This window comes from Klebsiella sp. SWET4, assembly GCF_024296565.1.
In the GTDB taxonomy this organism is placed as follows: domain Bacteria; phylum Pseudomonadota; class Gammaproteobacteria; order Enterobacterales; family Enterobacteriaceae; genus Klebsiella; species Klebsiella variicola.
In genome coordinates, this window is record NZ_JANCOB010000002.1 from 259752 (window position 1) to 280572 (window position 20821).

Consider the following 20821-nt stretch of genomic DNA (forward strand, 5'->3'; position numbering starts at 1 on the left):
CTCCTACATTATGCAATCAAAGCCCCATTCCCTTTAGTGTTGAACATCTTTCAAACTTATATTTGATATGTTGGAACAACGGTTTTTGAGATAATCAGAAACGATGTTTTTTCTAATTTATAGATTCTATTAGTATTTTTGGTATACTTTTGAGATATCGTCATGCACCAGTTGAGATAACTAAACATCATGGCTCAATTTAATCACTTTGAACTCTCGCTTCTGAACCCCAGCTTTGACTCCCCTTTGGTCGATGCGCTGACGGAACTGGAGTTACTCCGACACCTGCGGCTGGAAACCGATGTTCACCCTATCCTGTTTGCGCAGTTGAAGGCGGTTTTCCACATGCTGGAGAGTCTTGGCTCTGCAAGGATTGAGGGAAATCACACCACGCTTGCCGACTATGTTGAAAGCAAAGTTGAAGGGACGCAGAGTTCGACGGACCAGCTCAAAGAAATCAATAATATTGAAGCCGCGATGGAGTATATCGACGAATACCTGAGCAACGGCGATGAGATAACGGAATATTTTATCCGCGAGTTGCATAGTCTGGCTGTCGTCGGGCTGCAACAGGAAGGCGACAGAACGCCCGGCGCATATCGACAACATAATGTCAGCATCGCTCAGTCTGACCATCTGCCACCGGACCACATCCGCGTTGCTGATTATATGGCGGAACTGACCGCCTTTATTAACCGTGCCGATAAGCCAAAGTACGATCTGATGAAGATTGCACTGGTGCATCACCGCTTTGGCTGGATACACCCCTTTGGCAATGGTAATGGCCGAACGGTCAGGCTGCTGACCTATGCGTTACTTATCAAGTATGGTTTTAATGTTCAGGCAGGTGGCCGGGTACTCAATCCGACTGCGGTATTTTGTAACGATCGTGAACGCTATTACGCCATGCTTTCGTTAGCCGATAAGGGAACAGAGCAGGGGCTGGAAGAATGGTGCTTATATGTGCTTTCGGGGATCTCCTCTGAGCTGAAGAAAGTCGATCAACTGACAAACCACGCTTTCCTGAGTGAAAAGATCCTGTATCCGGCCATCGATTTTTCGTCGGAGAGAGGAGTGATAAATCCGCTGGAATCAAAGGTTTTGAAACGTTCTGTTGAACTGGGGACGATAAAAGCGGGCGATCTCCGCGCTGTTTTGCCCGATCTGAAACCGACGCAGGTGACTTATCAGCTTGGTAAGCTGATTGAGCGGGGACTGCTTCAGCCGGTAGAACAGGGGGCTCGTACCTATACGGCGAAGTTTTCTAACTCGTATCTGATTCGTGGGGTGATTAAGGTTCTGCGGGACGAGGGGTTTATTCCTGACTTGTGATAACACCCCATCTGTAATTCAGATGGGGTGTTATGTTAAAGCAGGGCCTGAATTTCAAGCCAATATAATTTGTTCTGTTTAACCTTTGACTTGATTTCAGCTCTGTTTAATATGTATAACTGATTGTTTTCTTGATCATATTTAAGGTGTTTAGGGAAGTTTTTCTTTAAAAATATTGCACAATGTCTGGAAAATCCCATAAATTGCAGTTGCCATACAATCGGATCATTCGAGCCAAACTCTATGAATTGTGACCAATTTGCTCCCGGGTTATTTTCAAAAACAAGTGAAAGAAGTTGGCAATAATGTGAAATATAATTTTGTAGTTGATAACCTATTTTTAATTCTATATCTTTAATTGTATCATTTACTAATTTTGTTATATGAATAGAATTATTTTGATCAAATGGCTCTTGAGTCTTATCTGAAAGATAGATATTCTTTCTATTCGATATGTAATAAACAATCGCGTCAGAGATAATTTCACTTAATGTATTGCCATGCATCCACTTAGTTAAAATGACTGCGTAATATGGAATTGAATTAAAATTAAGACGGTTTAATCCTTTACTATATTTATCTATTTGATAAATATTGAATATGAGGGCCAATTTTTCTTTTATTTCTTCATTTGTAGGATTCCATGATAACTTTAGTTCGTCAATTGAATAATTCCTGATGCAATTAAATGCATTATGTTGTGAGTTAATAGCAATATGGCTATTTGCTAATAAAATATGTGTAGGTATGTTAATGTTATCTATGCTTTTCAAGGCATAATGTAATATATCGTTATTTCCATTATTTCTGAAATAATTGATAAGTGGTAAATTATTGGCTTTGTCAGTTCGTAGGGTATCAATCCTTACCATATCACTTAGTGTTCTGAGAAATTCGCTATTTTGAATCCCCTCAGTAGAACCAGTTTTTATTATTTGTTCTAGCTCTTTAATCCTTTTAGAATCGTTAAGATAAAAGCTGGGAGTTAGTTCAATTTCATTTTTATTGGATAGAATTAAATTTTTTACCGCTTTATCATTCCAGGTCCCACTTTCATCTTTTACGCAAAATATATCACCAGCTAACTCTATGGCTAGTCTTCCAGCTCTGCCTGCGAGATTCCAAAAATCCACAGGTTCAAAATATCTAGTACCCTTTTTTGATGTCAAAATAAATACTGAACGTGCGGGTAAATTTACCCCCTCAAGAAGAGTTGATGTGCAAAACAGGTAATCAATATTACCTATTTTAAAGTTGTATTCAATAAGATCTCTTATTGCTTGTGGCAGGTTTCCGAAATGAAATGCTACTCCATACTCTATAGCTTCAGCAAGTTCGTAGCCGGTATGCACAAATTCTCGGACCTGAGATGCTAGATCAAAATTTTGAGGTTTCTTGTTACTTTGTAATTTCTTTATGTAACGTAGGAAATCCCTTGTTCGAGATAATGTATTATCGATACCTCCAGTGTAAATAATCTTACTTTTCCCTTTGTTAATCTGGAAGATAAGATCATTAACAGATGTATAAGTCTGATTAACATTATCTATATCAATTAATTTGTTTTTATCAACATAACTAAACTTGTTGTTTAATAAATCAATAAAGTATAAGTTCTGAGCTGTAGCGCCTTCTATGCTGCGATAAACTTTAGCATGGTCCCGATTAAATAAATCATTAAATACTTCAGGGTTGGATAAATTTGGTGATGAGAAAAATAGTTTTGCGTTTGGATTTAAATTTAATGTTTGTTCGATCGCGGAATAGGTTACGAGACTTCGTGTATCATTTTTAATAGTAAGTTTTTGTGCTTCATCGACAAAAATATAATCAATAATTATATCAGGACATGTACTAATTAAACTAACTAATCTCTCTGGAGTCAATACGAAAACATACCCTTTACTATGATCAATACCTCCTCTGAGCATGTAAGATGTTGTTACTATCTTATACTGATTGCCATCAATTTCATCTCTTAGTTCATTTTTTAATTTTAATGTACTTTGGCTAATTAATGCTCTAGTTGGGACTATGAGCACTATATTTTTTTTAGCATTACCAAAAACAATATGTTTTATATATTCATTTATGACAAACGATTTCCCCATTGACGTAGGGCCGGCAAAGCTTAAAGTGTTTGAGGTAATTAGGGATTGATAAAGTTCATATTGTTTGTCTGTAAAAAATAATCCATCTATAGTAGTTCTTTGGAATGATTTTTTTATGGATGATTCTATTTCTCGGTCTAACGGTAAATGTACTCCTTGTGAGATTAAATTATCTGCGGCAAATATACCTAAACGATTTATGACCGCTGAACCTATCATTTTAAAATAAGGATCATCTGAATGAAATGCAGCTATTTTACTTATGATTTCAAATGATTTTGTTCGATGAGCTTCAACAAGTGAATGAGATAGAATATCAGCAAAACGTAAAGCTTTCTCTATTTTTGTTGTGTCAACAAATAGCAGATTATGAGTGCCGTTATTATTAAACAAACAATTATCGTATAAAATTGATATATATTTATAGATCTCTTTAAAATAGCTACTTGTATAAGCGTCCATCGAAAGACGTTGTGCTAATGGAATTTTTCTTGCTACATCTTTTTCGTTCATAATTTTTATCCAATTGTTAGCATTTCTTGGATTAATTTTTTACGAGTGATATCTATGTCTGTGAAAGGGACAATGTATATATGAAAGTCGTGACCAAAGAGTTTATGCTTTATAATTCTTTTTTCTATCGTATCAATTACACGAGAAGCATTATTTTTTACTAATGAATATGTCCAATCTCGGAATTCGTTGTTTCTCATAGACAATTGTGTATCACTAACAGGTAATTCAAATCCTAGGAAAACGCCAAAAGCTAGATCAAGGTTTGGCCCATTATTTCCTGAAGGTAATAGTATAGATTTTATTGTCTCATATCCTTCTTCAGTAACCATTTCATTTATGACATGAGTATCTATTAGACCTCGTTCAAATCCTAATCCGTTGGCTTTAAAGTCAGCAATAGAGTCAAACGCTTCACGAGCCCCCTCCAGTAAGTCCGAGTACATTTTGGACTCGCCAAAGATTAGTTGATAATTATTGTCGATCTCTAATAAATGTATACCATCGGAACCTTTGATATAATCATTTGCATCAGTCTTTAGCTCCATTTTGGATAGTAATTTAGGTGCGTTGAGACCTGATTCAAGGAATGCGTATAATAGTAGTTCACCTAACTCACCTTCATTTGATGTATAGGTACGAAATTTCTGTATTGCCTCTAAATATGGTTTGGGACTAAAAGATGGATGATTTTTTTCAAACTCAGCTATTCTTCTATTCGAATGTACGTAACAGACTATTAAGTCTCTTAATTCCTCAACCAATTTGTTATAAACAAAACTGTTACTCTCAATGTTTAGAACATGTAAGTTTACGGTAGATTGCCGTGGTGCTTTGTCTAATGTAAGTGTTCTAAATAAATTCAAGAACCGCTTGTTGACTCGTATGGGCAGCAGCATATCCATAATACCTTGTTGTTATCATGGATGAAATTTATCATGTGTGCCTCGTTTTGTCGATTTTATACTCACAGTATATATACTGTATAAAAACACAGTCAAGAGTAATTTTCAATTAAATTCGCTGTACCCTAGAACCACGGTAAGCCATTTGGACAAGAATTTATTAATGAAATGAATGTTTTTTACTAATGCGATTTTTAATATGTCAAATAAGTTAAACTACCTATAAAAAAAATAATTACGGATATCAGCAGCTTACGCGCCGCATCGCGCTTTTCGTGGGCTTCCGCCAGCGTAATCTATGGATAGGGCCAAAGGCCAGAGGATTTCCTCACCTTCAAAACGGTAGCGGAAATACCATAGCTTAGAGTCGGTGATAAATATCGTCAGGTACAGACCTTGTGTGTCGGTGAGCTTGTAGTATTTTGCGAGGGGCTTTGCAGCGCGGATTTTACTGTCATTCAGAGTCACATGAGGGTCTCTTCATTCATCGAACTGAATGACCCGCAATTTGACCCCAAATTTTCCGAATACATAGAGATAAATAGAAACGTATCTGGAAAGATTTTTAATCTAACCTATTGAATTTAATAAACGATGGGGTGCATAGAGAAGCATAAAAACAGAAAAGTGGTGCCCGGACTCGGACTAACGCCGCAGGCGTTGAACAGCGCGCGTGTCACGCTGGCCCCGAAGGGGTGAGCCGCTGTGCGGCGAATAATCGAACGCAGTTCGATGGAGAGTCCGGTCGTAGAAAAGCAAAAACCCGCCTTTTGGGCGGGTTCTTTAAATAGTGGTGCCCGGACTCGGAATCGAACCAAGGACACGGGGATTTTCAATCCCCTGCTCTACCGACTGAGCTATCCGGGCAACGGGGCGCATTAAACCGTAATCGCCGCGCCTCGTCAACGAAATTTATCTGTTTTGCAGCAGACTGAACAATCTATCACCACATTGCGCTAAAAGCACGCGCCTTCAGGTAAAAAACAGCGTCCAGGCCGCTGAAATTGGCATCGCCAGCACCAGCGCAGGCAGCATATTCACCACCGCAAACATTTTTATCCCGCAGATGCGCAGCCCGGTGGCCACCAGCAGCATACCGCCGACGGCGCTGAAATCCGCCAGCATCATCGGGGTAGTAAGCGGCATAATGATCGCCGCGCAGGCCGCAAGAGTCAGCTGGATGAGCAGCATCGGCACGCTGATGGCGGCGACGGCAATGCCCAGGGTGCAGGCGAAAATGGTGGCAGTGAAAAAGTCGAGAAACGCTTTAGCAATCAGAATGCTGGCGTCGCCAGTCATCCCTTCGCGCATGGCGCCGAAGACGCCGGTGCCGCTGGCGCAGAACAGGACGATAATCGCCACATAGCTCTGAATATAAGACTCATGAGCCGAAGCCTTTTTCTTGCCTTTCGCTGACATCAACTGCTGGAGCTTACTGACCAGCGTATTGATGCCTTTTTCCATATTGCATATTTCGCCGAGCAGCGTCCCCACCAGGGTCGACAGCACCATCACTGGCAGATTGGCGCACTTAATGACCAGTAAAATGCCGATGCCTAATGACGCCAGGCCAAAAATTGAGGTCATTGATGTGCGGATCCGTTCCGGCAACCGTTGACTGAGCAAGGCGCCCAGCACACCGCCGACCAGCACCGCGCTGGCGTTAATAAAAGGTCCTGTAACCACGCTGACTCCTGTTAAATATCCCTGATAACCGCATTATTATGACGTTAACCCGCCGTGAAAGCTTGTGTATCCGTGATATAAGTGCATACGGTTTTCATCTTGCGCCTGTTCGGGAAAGGTGCCATGATTGCGCGAATTTTCTCCTCCCTGATATGAGGCCGCCGATGACGACACTGCCATTATCTCGCCAGCGACGTCGCGCACAGATGCGCGGGCTGCCTCATCTTGCTACGCTTACTCCTCTGTTCACCATGCGGTGAAGGACACGTATGCTCACTGTAGGGCAACAGTAAGATCGGACGCGTCTGCTTTTACTGATGTCCGGCGGTCGGAGCTGAAATCCGTCAGACCCGGACACATCGTTGGGCAAGGTTTCCTTGTCTGAGATTTTTACACTCCCGATACGGGCATTTGCGCTTATGAAATCCATGCACATTGCCGCCAGCTGCGAGCTGGTCACCCGCTTGTCCACCCACCGTCGCGTTGTGGCGCTGGACAGTACCGATTTTACCGATGTGGCGGCAGTCGTCATCACCGCGGCGGACAGTCGCAGCGGCATCCTTGCTCTCCTCAGACGCAGCGGATTTAATCTGCCGGTCTACCTGCTGAGTGAGACGGCGGTCGAGAGGCCAGAGGGGGTGCAGGCGGTGATCGCCGGTAAAGATCAGGAGTGGCTGGAGCTGGAGGCGGCGGCCTGTGATTATGAAGCGCGTCTGCTGCCGCCGTTTTTCAATACTCTGACCCAGTACGTCGAGATGGATAACAGCACTTTTGCCTGTCCGGGGCATCAGCACGGGGCGTTTTTCAAAAAGCACCCTGCAGGCCGTCAGTTCTATGACTTTTTTGGCGAAAATGTCTTTCGCGCCGACATGTGCAACGCCGATGTGAAATTAGGCGATCTGCTGATCCACGAAGGGTCGGCCAAGCACGCGCAGAAGTTCGCTGCGAAAGTGTTCAATGCGGATAAAACCTACTTCGTCCTCAACGGCACCTCGGCGGCCAACAAAGTCGTGACCAATGCGCTGTTGACCCGCGGCGATCTGGTGCTGTTCGATCGTAACAACCACAAGTCAAACCATCACGGGGCGCTGATTCAGGCGGGGGCGACGCCGGTCTATCTTGAAGCCGCGCGCAATCCGTTCGGTTTTATCGGCGGCATTGACGAGCGCTGCTTTGATGAGCATTACCTGCGGGATCTCATCCGCGAAGCGGCGCCTGAGAAAGCCAATGCCTCCCGCCCGTTTCGTCTGGCGGTGATCCAGCTGGGGACCTACGACGGCACGGTCTATAACGCCCGCCAGGTGGTGGATAAAATAGGCCACCTCTGCGATTACATCCTGTTCGACTCGGCGTGGGTGGGCTATGAGCAGTTTATCCCGATGATGGCCGACTGCTCGCCGCTGCTGCTGGAGCTGACCCCGGACGATCCGGGTATTTTTGTCACCCAGTCCGTGCACAAGCAGCAGGCCGGCTTCTCACAGACGTCGCAGATCCATAAAAAGGATAACCATCTGCGCGGCCAGGCGCGTTTCTGTCCGCACAAGCGGCTGAATAACGCCTTTATGCTGCATGCCTCCACCAGCCCGTTCTATCCGCTGTTTGCCGCGCTGGACGTCAACGCCAAAATTCATGAAGGTGAGAGCGGCCGCCGCCTGTGGGCCGAGTGTGTGGCGCTGGGCATTGAGGCGCGGAAAGCGATCATCGCTAACTGCAAGATGATCCAGCCCTTTATTCCGCCAGTGGTGGCGGGGCGTCCATGGCAGGATCACCCGACCGAGGCGATCGCCCGGGAGCGCCGCTTCTTCAGCTTCGAACCCGACGCGCGCTGGCATGGTTTTGAGGGCTATGCGGACGACCAGTATTTTGTCGACCCATGCAAGCTGTTGCTGACCACCCCGGGCATTGACGCTGAAAGTGGGGAGTACAGTGAGTTTGGCATCCCGGCAACCATTCTGGCGCATTATCTGCGTGAAAACGGCATCGTGCCGGAGAAGTGCGATCTCAACTCGATTCTGTTCCTGCTGACGCCGGCGGAGAGCGCCGAAAAAATGGCGCAGCTGGTGGCGATGCTGGGGCAGTTCGAACAGCATATTGAGTCGGATACGCCGCTGGCTGACGTGCTGCCGACCATCTACAACAAATATCCGGTGCGCTATCGCGATTACACACTCCGCGAGCTGTGCCAGGAGATGCACGATCTGTACGTCAGCTTTGATGTGAAGAGCCTGCAAAAGGAGATGTTCCGTAAACGGAGCTTCCCGCGCGTGGTGATGAATCCGCAGGATGCTAACCGCGAATTTATCCGCGGCAACGTGGAGCTGGTGCGTCTGAGCGAAGCGGAAGGCCGCGTCGCGGCTGAAGGGGCGCTGCCCTATCCGCCGGGGGTATTATGCGTGGTGCCCGGCGAGATCTGGGGCGGGGCAGTACTGCGCTATTTCCTCGCGCTGGAGGAGGGGGTCAATATGCTGCCGGGCTTCTCACCGGAGCTGCAGGGGGTTTACAGCGAAACGGATCCGGATGGCATTAAGCGGCTGTACGGTTACGTGCTGAAGGGATAAAAAAACGCCCCGCCGAGCAGGCGGGGCGTTTTGCTTGTGACGATCAGGCGCTCTGCTGGGCGGCGGTCGGTTGTCTGACGTGTTTGTATTTGAACAGTGCCACGAAGGCAAAGGCCAACACCAGCGAATAGCCAGCGAAAATCAGCCATACGCTCTGCCAGTTAGTGATCCCCTCGACGGTAAAGTGCTCAACCACTTTGCCGCTCACCATCCCGCCAAGAATGCAGCCGAAGCCGTTGGTCATCATCAGGAACATCCCCTGGGCGCTGGCGCGGATTTCCGGACGAACCTCTTTCTCAACGAACACCGAACCGGAGATGTTGAAGAAGTCGAAGGCGCAGCCGTAGACGATCATCGACAGCACCAGTAGTACAGTGCCGAACGGTGTCGGGTCGCCAAAGGCGAACAGGCCGAAGCGCAGCATCCACGCCACGATACTAATCAGCATCACGTTCTTAATGCCGTAGCGGCTAAGGAAGAACGGGATGGTCAGGATAAACAGCGTTTCGGAGATCTGCGAAATCGACATCAGCACTGACGCGTGCTCGACGATAAAGCTGCCGGCAAACAGCGGATCTTTATCGAAGCTATGCAGGAAGGTGTTGCCGAACATATTGGTGATTTGCAGTTCGGCACCGAGCATCATCGAGAAGATAAAGAAGATAGCCATGCGCTTGTTTTTAAACAGCGCAAAGGCGTTAAGCCCCAGCATCTCCGTCCAGCTTTGATTGCGCTGGGCGTTGGCGACCGGAATATGCGGCAGCGTCAGGGTGAACAGCGCCAGCAAGACCGACAGCGTCGCGCCAATGTACAACTGCATATGGCTCAGTTCGAAGCCCGAGAAGCTGACGCCCCACATGGCGAGGATAAAGCCGATGGTGCCCCAGATACGAATTGGCGGGAAATCGGTGACGATATCCAGCCCCGCCGACTGCAGGCGATAGTAAGAGATGGTGTTAATCAGCCCCAGCGTCGGCATATAGGCCAGCGAGTTGAGGAGGATCACAAGGAACATCTCGCCCGGCGTGGTGACCTGCGCCGCCAGATACAGCGTTAACGCGCCGACCAGGTGGCAGATGGCGTATACCCATTTGGCGCTGATCCATTTATCGGCGACGATGCCGAGCAGCGTTGGCATCAGGACGGCGGCGATGCCGAGCGAGCTATACACTGCGCCGATTGCCGCGCCGTCAAACTTCAGCGTGACAAACATGTACGAGCCGAGCGTGGTCAGCCAGCTCCCCCAAAGGCAGAACTGCAGGAACGACAGTATTTTTAGCTGCAGCTTAAGATTCATGTATTTATCCTCACGAATGTGGGCTTGTTATGTTTATTAAATAACATAACCACCGTTATTTTGATGCGATTCTATCATTCAGGGGTGAGAAGCTTCTGTTAACTGCCGCAGAAAATCGAAAAGATATTACGAAGTATGTCCTATAAAAAAGAGAGGCCCAGTGCGATGTCCGGGCCTGTAAGAGAGGGGGGTTATTTGCGGCGATAGCTTTTCTGCGCAGTGTTAACTTTATACAGATACCGGCGCGATTCGGCCGACGGATGGCGGGTGGTGAGCGTCTGGTAGACGTCGCCTGGCGCCATGCTGTTAATGATGTTCGCCGCCTGGACTTTATCGCTGGAGAACACGCGCAGTACGCTGCCGGCGCCGCCGTTATAGGCGGTGATCACCGCGTAGCGACGCGAGGTGGGGTTATCGATGCCGGCGAGATAAACATTGTTCAGCATCGCCAGATAAGCGGTGCCGGTATCGATGTTATTCGCCGGGTCAAACAGATAGCTGCGGCTCGGCAGGCCGGATTTGCCCTGCGAACGGAAGACGTCTTTCCCCGCGCTGTGCTGGACGACCTGCATCAGCCCCATGGCATCCGCGTGGCTCACCGCATAGGGGTTAAACGATGATTCTGTTTGCATAATCGCAAGGATCAGCGACTCATCAACGCCGTATTTACGCGAGGCCTGGCGCACCATGCCGAGGTATTTATGCGCACGTTTGTCGAGGTGGTTTGGTACCAGGTTGATGGTGATGCTGTAGATCACGCGCAGGCCATTGTTGCGGCTCTTGAGGCGGGTTTGCAGCAAATAATCGGCGTAGCGCGCGGCGCGCCACTCCCAGCGAATCGACGCGCCGGTGTTATCCACCACCTGACCATAGAGGAACGGCTCTTTGGAGATCTGAATATCATCGACGTCAGAGTAGAGGTCAATGGAGTTGGGGTCATCGCCCATCAGCAGCGTTTTGATGATCGCCTGGCGCAGTCGTCCGCGCGGATCGGTGCCCGCGATGGTCTCGACGGTGATCGTCCCGGCATCAAAGTTGATGTGGCTACGGGTTTGGTACTGATCGGTATATTTAACGTAGTCCTTCGGCCCGGCGAGCAGGACTTCGTTATACCCCCAAATGTTCTCGATGTTGTGGGCAAACTGGCCCATCAGGATATCGAATCCGTTCGTGTCCTTGACCCAGGCCTCGTTGTATTCGGTGCCTTTTTTATTGGAGCTGGAACACGAAACGAGCAACGGCGCAATCAGCGCGAGCGCTAAGTATTTTTTCATCATTCCGGGCGTGCGTGTTGTGTTTGTTTTTAAAAGGCCGCAGGGCCCTTACTGTTTTTCTGGCGGCGTGTAGCCTTCGATATGCACGTCTTTCCCTTCAAACAGGAACTGCACCATCTCCTGCTCAAGCAGCTTGCGGTGCTCCGGGTTCATCATGCTGAGTTTTTTCTCGTTGATCAGCATGGTCTGCTTATGCTGCCACTGCGCCCAGGCTTCTTTGGAGATTTCGTTGTAAATGCGCTTACCGAGCTCACCCGGATAGAGCTGGAAATCCTGGCCGTCCGCTTCACGTTGCAGGAAAGTACAAAAAATGGTTCTGCTCATAATCAATCCTCTTTGATAGCCGAAAAATTTATACCGGCGTTCCGGCTTTTAACTGTTGCAACAAGCGCTCCACGGGGGCCGCCAGTCCGACCGACGGCGGCTGCGCTAAGTTATACCAGAGTGCGTTGCCTTCATCCATGCATGCGCCAGATGAGTGCACTGTAAGCCACATCGGCACAATATCCAGGTGGAAATGGCTGAAAGTGTGGCGAAAGGCGGTTAATTGCGTCAGATTATCGGCCTTTATCTGACGCTGCGCCAGCCACTCGCGCAGCCCCGCTTCGTCTGCAAACTGCGGAAAACAGAATAATCCGCCCCACAAACCCACCGGCGGACGCTGGGAGAGAAACACCTCGTCGCCATGCTGCATCAGCAGGAAATAGCCGGTGCGTTCCGGGATGGTCTGCTTCGGTTTTTTGCCCGGATATTCCGCCCATGAATGATTCGCGTAGGCCACGCAGCCATTGCTCAACGGGCACAGCTCGCACTTCGGCTTCGAGCGGGTGCAAACCATCGCCCCGAGATCCATCATCGCCTGGTTGAAGCGTTCTACCCCTTGCGCCGGGGTCACCTCTTCGCTGATATCCCACAGCCGTTTTTCGACCTCTTTTTTTCCCGGCCAGCCGCTGACAGCATAGCAGCGGGCGAGCACGCGCTTCACGTTGCCGTCGAGAATCGGATAATGCTGACCGAGCGAAAGCGACAAAATCGCCCCTGCCGTTGAACGCCCGACGCCGGGCAGCGCGGCCACTTCCTCAAAGGATTGCGGGAAGATGCCGCCATGCTGTGTCGCCACCTGCTGGGCGGCTTTATGTAAATTGCGCGCCCGCGCGTAGTAGCCAAGGCCGGTCCACAGATGCAGCACCTCATCCAGCGGCGCGTTGGCTAAATCAACCACCGTTGGGAAACGCGCCATAAAGCGTTCAAAATACGGGATTACCGTGGTCACCTGGGTTTGTTGCAACATCACTTCGGAGAGCCATACTTTGTAGAGCGTCTTGGCGATTTGCCAGGGCAGGGTTTTACGCCCGTATTTGTCGTACCAGTCCAGGACCTGGGCTGAAAATTGCGCGGCGAGAAAAGTCAAAGCTATGGCTCCGGGATCGCGATTACAGGGTGGCAGATTGCAGCACAAGGGCGAGTGGCTGTAAACCCTTGCATCCGCCGGGTAACTTTGGATAATGCCCGTTTTCCGAACACTTTCACTAGCAGACTTAACTTTTATGAAAAACGACGTCATTTCTCCGGAATTCGATGAAAACGGTCGCCCGCTGCGCCGTATTCGTAGCTTCGTCCGTCGCCAGGGGCGCCTGACGAAAGGGCAGCAGCATGCGCTGGATAACATTTGGCCGGTGATGGGCGTTGAATTCAACGATGCGCCACTCGATTTCGCTGCCCTGTTTGGCCGCGACGCGCCGGTCACACTAGAAATTGGTTTCGGCATGGGGGCTTCGCTGGTGGCGATGGCGAAAGCCAAACCGGAACAGAATTTCCTCGGCATTGAAGTGCACTCCCCGGGCGTTGGCGCCTGTCTGGCTTCTGCTGAAGAAGAAGGTGTGCAAAATCTGCGCGTGATGTGTCACGATGCGGTGGAAGTGCTGCATACCATGATCCCGGATAACTCACTGAATATGGTGCAGCTGTTTTTCCCTGACCCGTGGCATAAAGCGCGTCATAATAAACGTCGTATCGTGCAGCCGCCTTTCGCTGAGCTGGTCAAAAGCAAACTGAAACTCGGCGGCGTCTTCCATATGGCGACCGACTGGGAAGCCTATGCCGTGCATATGCTGGAAGTGATGTCCTCGCTGGAAGGCTATCGTAACCAGTCGGCAAGCAACGATTACGTACCGCGCCCGGAATCGCGCCCGGTAACCAAATTTGAACAGCGTGGCCATCGTCTCGGCCACGGCGTATGGGACTTAATGTTCGAGAGGGTGAAATAATGGCCAAGAATCGTAGCCGTCGTCTGCGTAAAAAAATGCATATCGATGAGTTTCAGGAGTTAGGCTTCTCCGTCGCCTGGCGTTTCCCGGAAGGGACCACCGAAGAGCAGATCGACCAGACGGTCAACGATCTGATCGAAGAGGTGATTGAGCCGAACAAGCTGGCCTTCGACGGTAGCGGCTATCTCTCCTGGGAAGGGCTCATCTGCATGCAGGAGATCGGTAAGTGCACCGAAGAGCATCAGGCCATCGTACGCCAATGGCTGGAAGCGCGTAAGTTAGAGGATGTGCGCACCAGCGAACTTTTTGACGTCTGGTGGGACTAAGTTTGACAAGGGTCGGCAGCTGCCGGCCCGTTTTGTCTTAAGGGAGTTTTATGATGCGTAAAACGCTGCTGGCGGTGGCGCTCTCCATCACCGCTTTGTCTGCCCATGCGGACTACCAGTGTAGCGTCACGCCGCGTGACGATGTGATCCTCAGCCCGCAGCAGGTGCAGGTGAAAGGGGAAAACGGCAATCTGGTGATAAAACCGGACGGCAACCTGACCTTTAACGGTAAAGCCTATACTCTCAGCGCCGCCCAGCGCGAGCAGGCGCAGGACTATCAGGCCAGTCTGCGCAGCAGCCTGCCGTGGATTGACGAAGGCGCGCGCTCGCGAGTCGAAAAAGGCCGCAAGGCGCTGGATAAAATCATTACCGAACAGGTTGGCGCCAACAGCAGCATGCATGGTCGCCTGACCAAGCTGGATGCGCAGCTGAAAGAACAGATGAACCGCATCATTGAGCGCCGCAGCGATGGCCTGACCTTCCACTATAAAGCTATCGACCAGGTACGTGCCGATGGTCAGCAGCTGGTGAATCAGGCGATGGGCGGCATTCTGCAGGACAGTATTAACGAGATGGGTGCGAAAGCAGTGCTCAAAGGCGGCGGCAACCCGCTGCAGGGCATTCTCGGCAGCCTCGGCGGCCTGCAAACGGCGATTCAGGATGAATGGAAAAACCAGGAGGCCGATTTCCAGCAGTTTGGTAAGGACGTCTGCAGCCGGGTTGTCTCGCTGGAAGATAGCCGGAAATCGCTGGTTGGCTCGTTAAAGTAAGTTGATTTCGCTACCTGCGCCTGCAGGTAGCGGTTAGGCTCAGTCGATCACATCAGCCCCAGCAGCTGTGGAATAAACAGTGAGATCTGCGGGATATAAACAATCATCATCAGCGCGATCAGCAGGGCGGCGTAGAACGGCAGCAGCGGTTTGATGAGCTGCTGAATTTTAACCCCTGAAATGGAGCAGCCGACAAACAGCGCGCTGCCTACCGGCGGGGTCAGCAGGCCGATGCACAGATTGGCGACCATCATGATGCCAAAATGGACCGGGTTCATGCCTAAATCCTCAGCGATGGGGAGAAATATTGGCGTAAAAATCAGTACTGCTGGGGTCATATCCATAAAGATACCGACGATTAACAGCACGATGTTAATCAGTAGCAGGATCACCAGCGGATTTTCAGAAAACCCCATGAGCGCATCGCTTATCATGTAGGGAATATCGGCATTGGTCATTGCCCACGACATGCCGACGGAAAAACCGATCAGCAGAAGGACGATAGACGTCATCACCACCGATTCAAGGATCAGCTTTGGCAGGTCGCGCCATTTGACTTCCCGATAAATCAGCACCGAGAGGATAAAGGTGTAGACCACGGCGATGGCGGAAGCTTCAGTGGCGGTGAAAATACCGCCGAGGATCCCGCCCATGACAATAATGACCAGCAGCAGGCTGGGCAGGGCATCGAAAAAAGCCTTTGCCGCCTGGGCGCAGGTCGGGCGCTCGGAAACCGGATATCCGCGGTGTTTAGCGATACCAGCGCAGACCAGCATGATGGACAGACCCATCAGAATGCCCGGCAAATAACCGGCCATAAACAGCGAGGCGACCGAGACGCCGCCGGCCGTCAGAGAAAAGACGATCAGCACGTTTGATGGCGGAATGAGCAGGCCCGTGATGCAGGATGAAACGTTTACCGCCGTGGAGAATGCCGGATCGTAGCCTTTCTGCGTCTGAATGGGATTGAGCGTCCCCCCTACCGCAGCGGCGGCAGCGACCGCCGAACCGGAGATCGAGCCGAACATCATATTGGCCAGCACGTTGACGTGTCCCAACGATCCGGGTACCCGCCCAACCATCACCTGCGCCAGATTGATGAGGCGTATAGCAATTCCCCCGCTGTTCATCAGGGTACCGGCAAAGATAAAGAAGGGGATAGCCAGCAGCGCGAAGTTATCGAGTCCGTTCGCCAGGCGCTGAGCAACGGTAATCACCGCGATATCCCAGGGAAACATCAGCAGCATTGAGCCGACGGTAGCAAGACCGATGGAAAAAGAGATAGGTACGCCAATAAAGACCAGAATAAAGAACGAGCCAAACAGCGTCAGTGCAATATAGCTATCCATTAATTTGCTCCTGCTTCTGAATGTTTCATGTTTTTTAGACCGTTGCTGATAAAACACAACGCGTAAAACATCATCATGATGCCGGTGAGCGGCAGGATCAGATACACATAGCCCATCGGGATCTGCATTGCGGCTGAGACCTGGGCGGTCGACAGCGTTTTTTCAATCAGTTTTACGCCGCCGGTAACAATCACTGAGCCAGCAAACAGAAAGATAAGCAGATTGATAATGACGCTGAGCAGTGCCTGCTTGCGGGAAGAGAGCATCAGCGTAAGTAAATCGATCGCCAGATGACGCTGGGCGCCGACGGTATAGGCCGCACCCAGTAGCCCGACCCAGATCATTAAGAAACGCGCCAGTTCATCGGTCAGGGTGCTAGGCTGGTTGAGCACGTAGCGGCTGAACACCTGCCAGACGACGCAGAAAACCAGCGCAATCATTACGACGACAGAGAATGCGGCGATGGTGCGGTCCACCGCCAGCTTTATGCGGTTAAGTATCATCATTGATTTCCTGGTGAAAGCGGGCCAGCGGCTGGCCCGTTAAAGGTTATTCAGCGGCAGCGTCAAATTTGGCCAGCAGAGCGGCCTGTTTTGGATCTTTCTTAAAGTCATCAAATAGCGGCTGCACGGCGGCACGGAACGGTGCTTTATCCACTTTGATAATTTCGCCCCCCAGTGCTTTGGCCTGAGCGCGGGTATCTGCGTCGATCTTCTGCCACAGCTGTTGCTGATATACCTCTGAGGCTTTGGCCGCTTTGACCAGAATTTGCTGCTGTCCCGGCGTCAGTTTGTCCCAGGTTTTGCTGGAGATCACGAGGAAGTCAGGGATGGAGGCATGTTCATCTTCAGAGAACACTTTCGCGATTTCGATATGGCGAGTCTGCACCCAGGAGGGCACGTTATTTTCCGCACCGTCCACCACCCCTTGCTGCATGGCGGTGTAAACTTCACCAAAGGAGATTGGCGTCGGGGAGCCGCCCATTAATTCAATCATTTTTAATGTTGTCGGGCTGGCCTGCACGCGGATCTTCAGTCCTTTTAAATCCTCCGGTTTGGTGATGGGCTTTTTGGCATAAAAACTTCGGGTTCCGGCGACATAAGCGGAAAGGGCAAAGAATCCTTTCTCTTTCGTCGAATCCATTATTTCCTTGCCCACTTCCCCGAAGACCACCTTATTGAAATGATTTTGATCGTTAAACAGGAACGGTAAATTATATATCGCGTAGATATTATCAAATGACTCCAGATCGCTGGCGGAACCTTTGGTCAAATCCAGCGCGCCATTTTGTAATAACTCCATCGTTTCGCGTGCGCTGCCCATCTGGCTACTGGGGTAAATACGAATCTTCATATTACCGTCAGAAAGTTGGTTTACCTCTTTGGCCATCTCTTCAAACGCCTGATGCACCACGTGACTGCGTTCAAGGTTATGTGCGAGTTTTAACGTCATTTTTTCAGCTGCGCTGGCTCCTGAAGAGAATAGAGCAAGCAAAGATATTGCTATTAGAGAACGAGAAAAAGCGTATTTTTTCATGAGTTGGCTCCATACACTTGTGGTAATTGGTCAATATGTTAAGCGTCGTGCTTTGTTTCTGTATGACATATTATCTTTGTTGTCGTACATCTTTAAGCTGCCTGACTCACACTTTTTCTCAATGAGGCACTGAAATAACGGATTTTATGGGTTTAATTATATTTTGTTTCTATAAATAAAAGAGAATTAATTAGAGGGTGGAATATTTTAAAAGAATGAATCGGGAATGGTGAGGTTGATATGTCGATAAATTCGAACTATTGTCCTTCCCGTTAAAACGATAAAGGGAAGGACAAGAGTGATATTTATTCGTTAAGGAAGAGTTCGAGCAGGGAATTCAAAAACAGCTTACCGTGCTCGGTAATCTGCCAGTTCTGCTCGTCTTCCTGCAGATAGCCCTGGGCTATCGCCGCGTCCAGCTGCGGGCGGATCGCCGCTTCCTCAAGACCGGTATAGCGACTAAATTCTGCGCGCGGCGCGGCCTCCAGCAGGCGGAAACGGTTCATAAAGAACTCAAACGGTTTATCCGCCTCTTCCACATCATGCTGACGCTCGAGGTAACGGCCTTCCATATACCCGCGCGGGTGGCGGGTTTTGGCGGTCCGCAGAATGCGTCCGTCAGGGAAGGTTATCTTACCGTGCGCGCCGCAGCCGATGCCGAGGTAGTCGCCAAAGCGCCAGTAGTTGAGATTATGCTGACACTGGAAGCCCGGTTTAGCGTAGGCGGACGTCTCGTACTGCTGATAGCCAGCGGCGCTTAGCAATTGATGTCCCTGCTCGAAAATATCCCATAGCGCGTCGTCATCCGGCAGCACCGGCGGCCGGGAGCCGAACAAGGTGTTCGGCTCAATGGTCAGCTGGTACCACGACAGGTGCGGCGGGTTGAGGGCAATCGCCTGACGCAGATCGTCCAGCGCCTCCTCCAGCGACTGGTCCGGCAGACCGTGCATCAGGTCGAGATTGAAGCTGCGCAGGCCGAGGCCGCTGGCGAGACGTGCTGCGCGCTTGGCCTCCTCCGGACCGTGGATCCGCCCCAGGCGCTGCAGCTTCGGTTCGCTAAAGCTTTGTACGCCGATGGAGATACGGTTCACCCCGGCGCGCTGGTAATCAACGAAGCGATCGGCCTCCACGGTGCCCGGGTTGGCTTCCATGGTGATTTCCGCCCCGGCGGCCAGCGGCAGGCAGGCGCGGACGCCATCCAGCAGGGTTTGCATGGCCGGGCCGGACAGCAGGCTCGGCGTACCGCCGCCGATAAAAATAGTGCCTATTTCCCGTCCCTGGGCATATTGCGCATCGGCCTGCAGGTCGTTTAGCAGATGCTGGACGTAATCGTCATGCGGCACCTCGCCTTTCAGCGCATGCGAATTAAAGTCGCAGTACGGGCATTTCTGCACGCACCAGGGAATATGAATATAGAGACTCAGCGGCGGCAAATTAGCCATTACGTAATGCTTCCAGTAACAGTTTTAGCGCTTGCCCACGATGGGAAATCGCACTCTTTTCTTCACGGCTCAGTTCGGCCGCGGTTTTCCCTTCGGACGGGACGAAGAAGATCGGGTCGTAGCCGAAGCCACCTGTACCAGCGGCCTGTCGGGTGATTACCCCAGGCCAGCTGCCGTGGCACACCAGCGGCGTGGGATCTTCGGCATGGCGCAGATAGACCAGCACACAGTGGAACTGCGCCTGACGCTGGCCGTCCGGCACGTCCTTTAACGCGTCGAGCAGCTTTTCAAGATTCTGCTGGTCGGTGGCGTCGACGCCGGAATAGCGGGCGGAGTAAATACCCGGCGCGCCGCCAAGAGCATCGACGGCCAGACCGGAATCGTCAGCGATGGCCGGCAGGCCGGTGATCTGTGCCGCATGACGCGCTTTCAGAATCGCGTTTTCAATAAAGGTCAGGCCGGTCTCTTCCGCAGAGTCCACGCCCAGCTCAGTCTGAGCGACGATATCGAGACCAAAATCTTCCAGCAGCGAGGCCAGTTCGCGCACTTTACCGGCGTTGCCGGTCGCGAGGACGACTTTTTGCATGATGAATCCTGTTTATTCAGTTAGCGCCGCGACCGCAGTCGGGATCTGTTGTGGGGCGATGATTTTAACTTGCTTATGGCGACCCAGCTCGCCTTTTTCAATCAGTACCTGGCTTTTGGCGACGCGGAACTGTTTGGCGAGAAATTTCACCAGGTGGGCATTGGCCTGGCCATCAACGGGCGGGGCGGTAATGGCGACTTTGAGCTCGTCGCCATGTACGCCCACGATGCTATCACGGCTGGCCTTCGGCTGAATATACAGCCTGAGCACCAGCCCCTCAGCGCAGGTTTCAACGGCACTCATAGCGCCATCCACAGCCCCGGCAGCAGCACGTTACCGGTGGCCTGCAGCACCTCGGCGACACCCATATTAATCACGTACAGCAGCAGCACCAGCACCATCGGTGAGAAATCGATACCGCCCATCGATGGCAGCAGGTTGCGGATAGGGCGCAGCAGCGGGTCCGCCAGCTGCATCAGCACGTACTCCACCGGACTACGGCCCTGGCTGACCCAGCTCATGATCGCCATCAACAGCAGCACCCAGAAGATCAATGAGCCGATGGTTTTCAGCAGAATAAGCAGGGCGGAGATCCAGATGATCGGCTGGAAGGTGATCACCATAAACAGCACGATCGCTTTGATGACGCAGAGAATAAATGCCACCAGCAGCGAGGCGCTGTCAATTGGCCCCATCGCCGGGATAATCCGGCGCAGCGGCCCGACAATCGGCTGGGTGGCCTTCACCACAAACTGCGAAAACGGGTTGTAAAAGTCGCAGCGCGCCCACTGCATCCAGACGCGTAACAACACGACCATCGTGTAAAGCTCAATGACCGTTGAAAGCAGGAAAGTCAACGTCTTCATGGC

19 protein-coding genes, 1 tRNA gene and 1 pseudogene are annotated in these 20821 nt (G+C 50.6%); 5 read left to right on the top strand and 16 right to left on the bottom strand.

Annotated features, from left to right (window positions below; translation table 11 throughout):
• Positions 1-189 precede the first annotated feature (189 nt).
• A complete protein-coding gene (locus tag NKJ21_RS08075) occupies positions 190-1332 on the top strand; it encodes a Fic family protein (RefSeq protein ID WP_048268211.1) in 1143 nt (380 codons plus the stop codon).
• 35 nt (positions 1333-1367) lie between these two features.
• On the opposite strand, the gene NKJ21_RS08080 is transcribed toward NKJ21_RS08075, so the two are convergent.
• The 5 genes and pseudogenes from NKJ21_RS08080 to NKJ21_RS08100 form a co-directional block, all read right to left on the bottom strand.
• Positions 1368-3956 carry a helicase-related protein gene (locus tag NKJ21_RS08080; protein WP_080928858.1) on the bottom strand — a complete coding sequence of 863 codons (2589 nt, stop codon included), beginning with the start codon at positions 3954-3956 and terminating at the stop codon, positions 1368-1370.
• A gap of 5 nt (positions 3957-3961) precedes the next feature.
• Complete coding sequence (locus tag NKJ21_RS08085) at positions 3962-4861, bottom strand: DUF1837 domain-containing protein (RefSeq protein ID WP_223175346.1); 900 nt, start codon at positions 4859-4861, stop codon at positions 3962-3964.
• Positions 4862-5094: 233 nt separating this feature from the next.
• Positions 5095-5329 (bottom strand): annotated as a pseudogene (locus NKJ21_RS08090) (Arm DNA-binding domain-containing protein); the annotation flags it as partial.
• 323 nt (positions 5330-5652) lie between these two features.
• Positions 5653-5728 (bottom strand) — tRNA-Phe (locus NKJ21_RS08095).
• A gap of 105 nt (positions 5729-5833) precedes the next feature.
• A complete protein-coding gene (locus tag NKJ21_RS08100) occupies positions 5834-6547 on the bottom strand; it encodes a DUF554 domain-containing protein (protein ID WP_032733809.1) in 714 nt (237 codons plus the stop codon).
• Positions 6548-6966: 419 nt separating this feature from the next.
• On the opposite strand from NKJ21_RS08100, the gene NKJ21_RS08105 reads away from it, so the two are divergent.
• Positions 6967-9105: an ornithine decarboxylase gene (locus NKJ21_RS08105; RefSeq protein ID WP_008806477.1), complete on the top strand. Its 2139-nt coding sequence runs from the start codon at positions 6967-6969 to the stop codon at positions 9103-9105.
• 43 nt (positions 9106-9148) lie between these two features.
• Here the strand turns inward: NKJ21_RS08105 and NKJ21_RS08110 are convergent, their stop codons facing one another.
• From NKJ21_RS08110 to mutY, 4 genes are all read right to left on the bottom strand, one after another.
• On the bottom strand, positions 9149-10402 hold the full coding sequence (locus NKJ21_RS08110; RefSeq protein WP_012967223.1) for a nucleoside permease: 1254 nt from the start codon (positions 10400-10402) through the stop codon (positions 9149-9151).
• Positions 10403-10593: 191 nt separating this feature from the next.
• Entirely contained in the window at positions 10594-11676 is a 1083-nt protein-coding gene (mltC, locus tag NKJ21_RS08115) for a membrane-bound lytic murein transglycosylase MltC (RefSeq protein WP_012540557.1), read from the bottom strand.
• Positions 11677-11724: 48 nt separating this feature from the next.
• Entirely contained in the window at positions 11725-12000 is a 276-nt protein-coding gene (locus NKJ21_RS08120) for an oxidative damage protection protein (protein ID WP_004105744.1), read from the bottom strand.
• 28 nt (positions 12001-12028) lie between these two features.
• Positions 12029-13087 carry an A/G-specific adenine glycosylase gene (gene mutY / locus NKJ21_RS08125; RefSeq protein WP_239270435.1) on the bottom strand — a complete coding sequence of 353 codons (1059 nt, stop codon included), beginning with the start codon at positions 13085-13087 and terminating at the stop codon, positions 12029-12031.
• A 136-nt stretch (positions 13088-13223) separates the two neighbouring features.
• Between mutY and trmB the strand changes: the two genes are divergently transcribed.
• The 3 genes from trmB to NKJ21_RS08140 are packed head-to-tail and all read left to right on the top strand — an operon-like array spanning position 13224 to position 15039.
• Positions 13224-13943, top strand: coding sequence for a tRNA (guanosine(46)-N7)-methyltransferase TrmB (gene trmB / locus NKJ21_RS08130; RefSeq protein ID WP_002916627.1), 720 nt, complete (start codon positions 13224-13226; stop codon positions 13941-13943).
• On the top strand, positions 13943-14269 hold the full coding sequence (locus NKJ21_RS08135) for a YggL family protein (RefSeq protein WP_012967224.1): 327 nt from the start codon (positions 13943-13945) through the stop codon (positions 14267-14269). The genes trmB and NKJ21_RS08135 overlap by 1 nt, the downstream gene beginning before the upstream one ends.
• 50 nt (positions 14270-14319) lie before the next feature.
• Entirely contained in the window at positions 14320-15039 is a 720-nt protein-coding gene (locus NKJ21_RS08140; RefSeq protein ID WP_236744999.1) for a DUF2884 domain-containing protein, read from the top strand.
• Positions 15040-15086: 47 nt separating this feature from the next.
• Here the strand turns inward: NKJ21_RS08140 and NKJ21_RS08145 are convergent, their stop codons facing one another.
• The 7 genes from NKJ21_RS08145 to NKJ21_RS08175 form a co-directional block, all read right to left on the bottom strand.
• Positions 15087-16388, bottom strand: a complete 1302-nt coding sequence (locus NKJ21_RS08145) for a TRAP transporter large permease (protein ID WP_022064843.1) — start codon at positions 16386-16388, stop codon at positions 15087-15089.
• Positions 16388-16891: a TRAP transporter small permease gene (locus NKJ21_RS08150; RefSeq protein ID WP_032731249.1), complete on the bottom strand. Its 504-nt coding sequence runs from the start codon at positions 16889-16891 to the stop codon at positions 16388-16390. Before NKJ21_RS08150 ends, NKJ21_RS08145 begins: the two co-directional genes overlap by 1 nt.
• A gap of 46 nt (positions 16892-16937) precedes the next feature.
• Positions 16938-17924: a TRAP transporter substrate-binding protein gene (locus NKJ21_RS08155; protein WP_023323264.1), complete on the bottom strand. Its 987-nt coding sequence runs from the start codon at positions 17922-17924 to the stop codon at positions 16938-16940.
• 305 nt (positions 17925-18229) lie between these two features.
• Complete coding sequence (gene hemW / locus NKJ21_RS08160) at positions 18230-19366, bottom strand: radical SAM family heme chaperone HemW (RefSeq protein ID WP_002916617.1); 1137 nt, start codon at positions 19364-19366, stop codon at positions 18230-18232.
• On the bottom strand, positions 19359-19952 hold the full coding sequence (locus NKJ21_RS08165; RefSeq protein WP_224229545.1) for an XTP/dITP diphosphatase: 594 nt from the start codon (positions 19950-19952) through the stop codon (positions 19359-19361). Before NKJ21_RS08165 ends, hemW begins: the two co-directional genes overlap by 8 nt.
• Positions 19953-19964: 12 nt before the next feature.
• Positions 19965-20255, bottom strand: a complete 291-nt coding sequence (gene yggU / locus NKJ21_RS08170) for a DUF167 family protein YggU (RefSeq protein ID WP_008806468.1) — start codon at positions 20253-20255, stop codon at positions 19965-19967.
• On the bottom strand, positions 20252-20818 hold the full coding sequence (locus NKJ21_RS08175; RefSeq protein WP_004205182.1) for a YggT family protein: 567 nt from the start codon (positions 20816-20818) through the stop codon (positions 20252-20254). Before NKJ21_RS08175 ends, yggU begins: the two co-directional genes overlap by 4 nt.
• Positions 20819-20821 lie beyond the last annotated feature (3 nt).

Coding starts and splice junctions, on each gene's coding strand:
- NKJ21_RS08075 (WP_048268211.1), top strand. CDS start 190: ATGGCTCAATTTAATCACTTTGAACTCTCGCTTCTGAACCCCAGCTTT.
- NKJ21_RS08080 (WP_080928858.1), bottom strand. CDS start 3,956: ATGAACGAAAAAGATGTAGCAAGAAAAATTCCATTAGCACAACGTCTT.
- NKJ21_RS08085 (WP_223175346.1), bottom strand. CDS start 4,861: ATGGATATGCTGCTGCCCATACGAGTCAACAAGCGGTTCTTGAATTTA.
- NKJ21_RS08105 (WP_008806477.1), top strand. CDS start 6,967: ATGAAATCCATGCACATTGCCGCCAGCTGCGAGCTGGTCACCCGCTTG.
- NKJ21_RS08110 (WP_012967223.1), bottom strand. CDS start 10,402: ATGAATCTTAAGCTGCAGCTAAAAATACTGTCGTTCCTGCAGTTCTGC.
- mltC (WP_012540557.1), bottom strand. CDS start 11,676: ATGAAAAAATACTTAGCGCTCGCGCTGATTGCGCCGTTGCTCGTTTCG.
- NKJ21_RS08120 (WP_004105744.1), bottom strand. CDS start 12,000: ATGAGCAGAACCATTTTTTGTACTTTCCTGCAACGTGAAGCGGACGGC.
- trmB (WP_002916627.1), top strand. CDS start 13,224: ATGAAAAACGACGTCATTTCTCCGGAATTCGATGAAAACGGTCGCCCG.
- NKJ21_RS08135 (WP_012967224.1), top strand. CDS start 13,943: ATGGCCAAGAATCGTAGCCGTCGTCTGCGTAAAAAAATGCATATCGAT.
- NKJ21_RS08140 (WP_236744999.1), top strand. CDS start 14,320: ATGATGCGTAAAACGCTGCTGGCGGTGGCGCTCTCCATCACCGCTTTG.
- NKJ21_RS08145 (WP_022064843.1), bottom strand. CDS start 16,388: ATGGATAGCTATATTGCACTGACGCTGTTTGGCTCGTTCTTTATTCTG.
- NKJ21_RS08150 (WP_032731249.1), bottom strand. CDS start 16,891: ATGATACTTAACCGCATAAAGCTGGCGGTGGACCGCACCATCGCCGCA.
- NKJ21_RS08155 (WP_023323264.1), bottom strand. CDS start 17,924: ATGAAAAAATACGCTTTTTCTCGTTCTCTAATAGCAATATCTTTGCTT.
- hemW (WP_002916617.1), bottom strand. CDS start 19,366: ATGGCTAATTTGCCGCCGCTGAGTCTCTATATTCATATTCCCTGGTGC.
- NKJ21_RS08165 (WP_224229545.1), bottom strand. CDS start 19,952: ATGCAAAAAGTCGTCCTCGCGACCGGCAACGCCGGTAAAGTGCGCGAA.
- yggU (WP_008806468.1), bottom strand. CDS start 20,255: ATGAGTGCCGTTGAAACCTGCGCTGAGGGGCTGGTGCTCAGGCTGTAT.
- NKJ21_RS08175 (WP_004205182.1), bottom strand. CDS start 20,818: ATGAAGACGTTGACTTTCCTGCTTTCAACGGTCATTGAGCTTTACACG.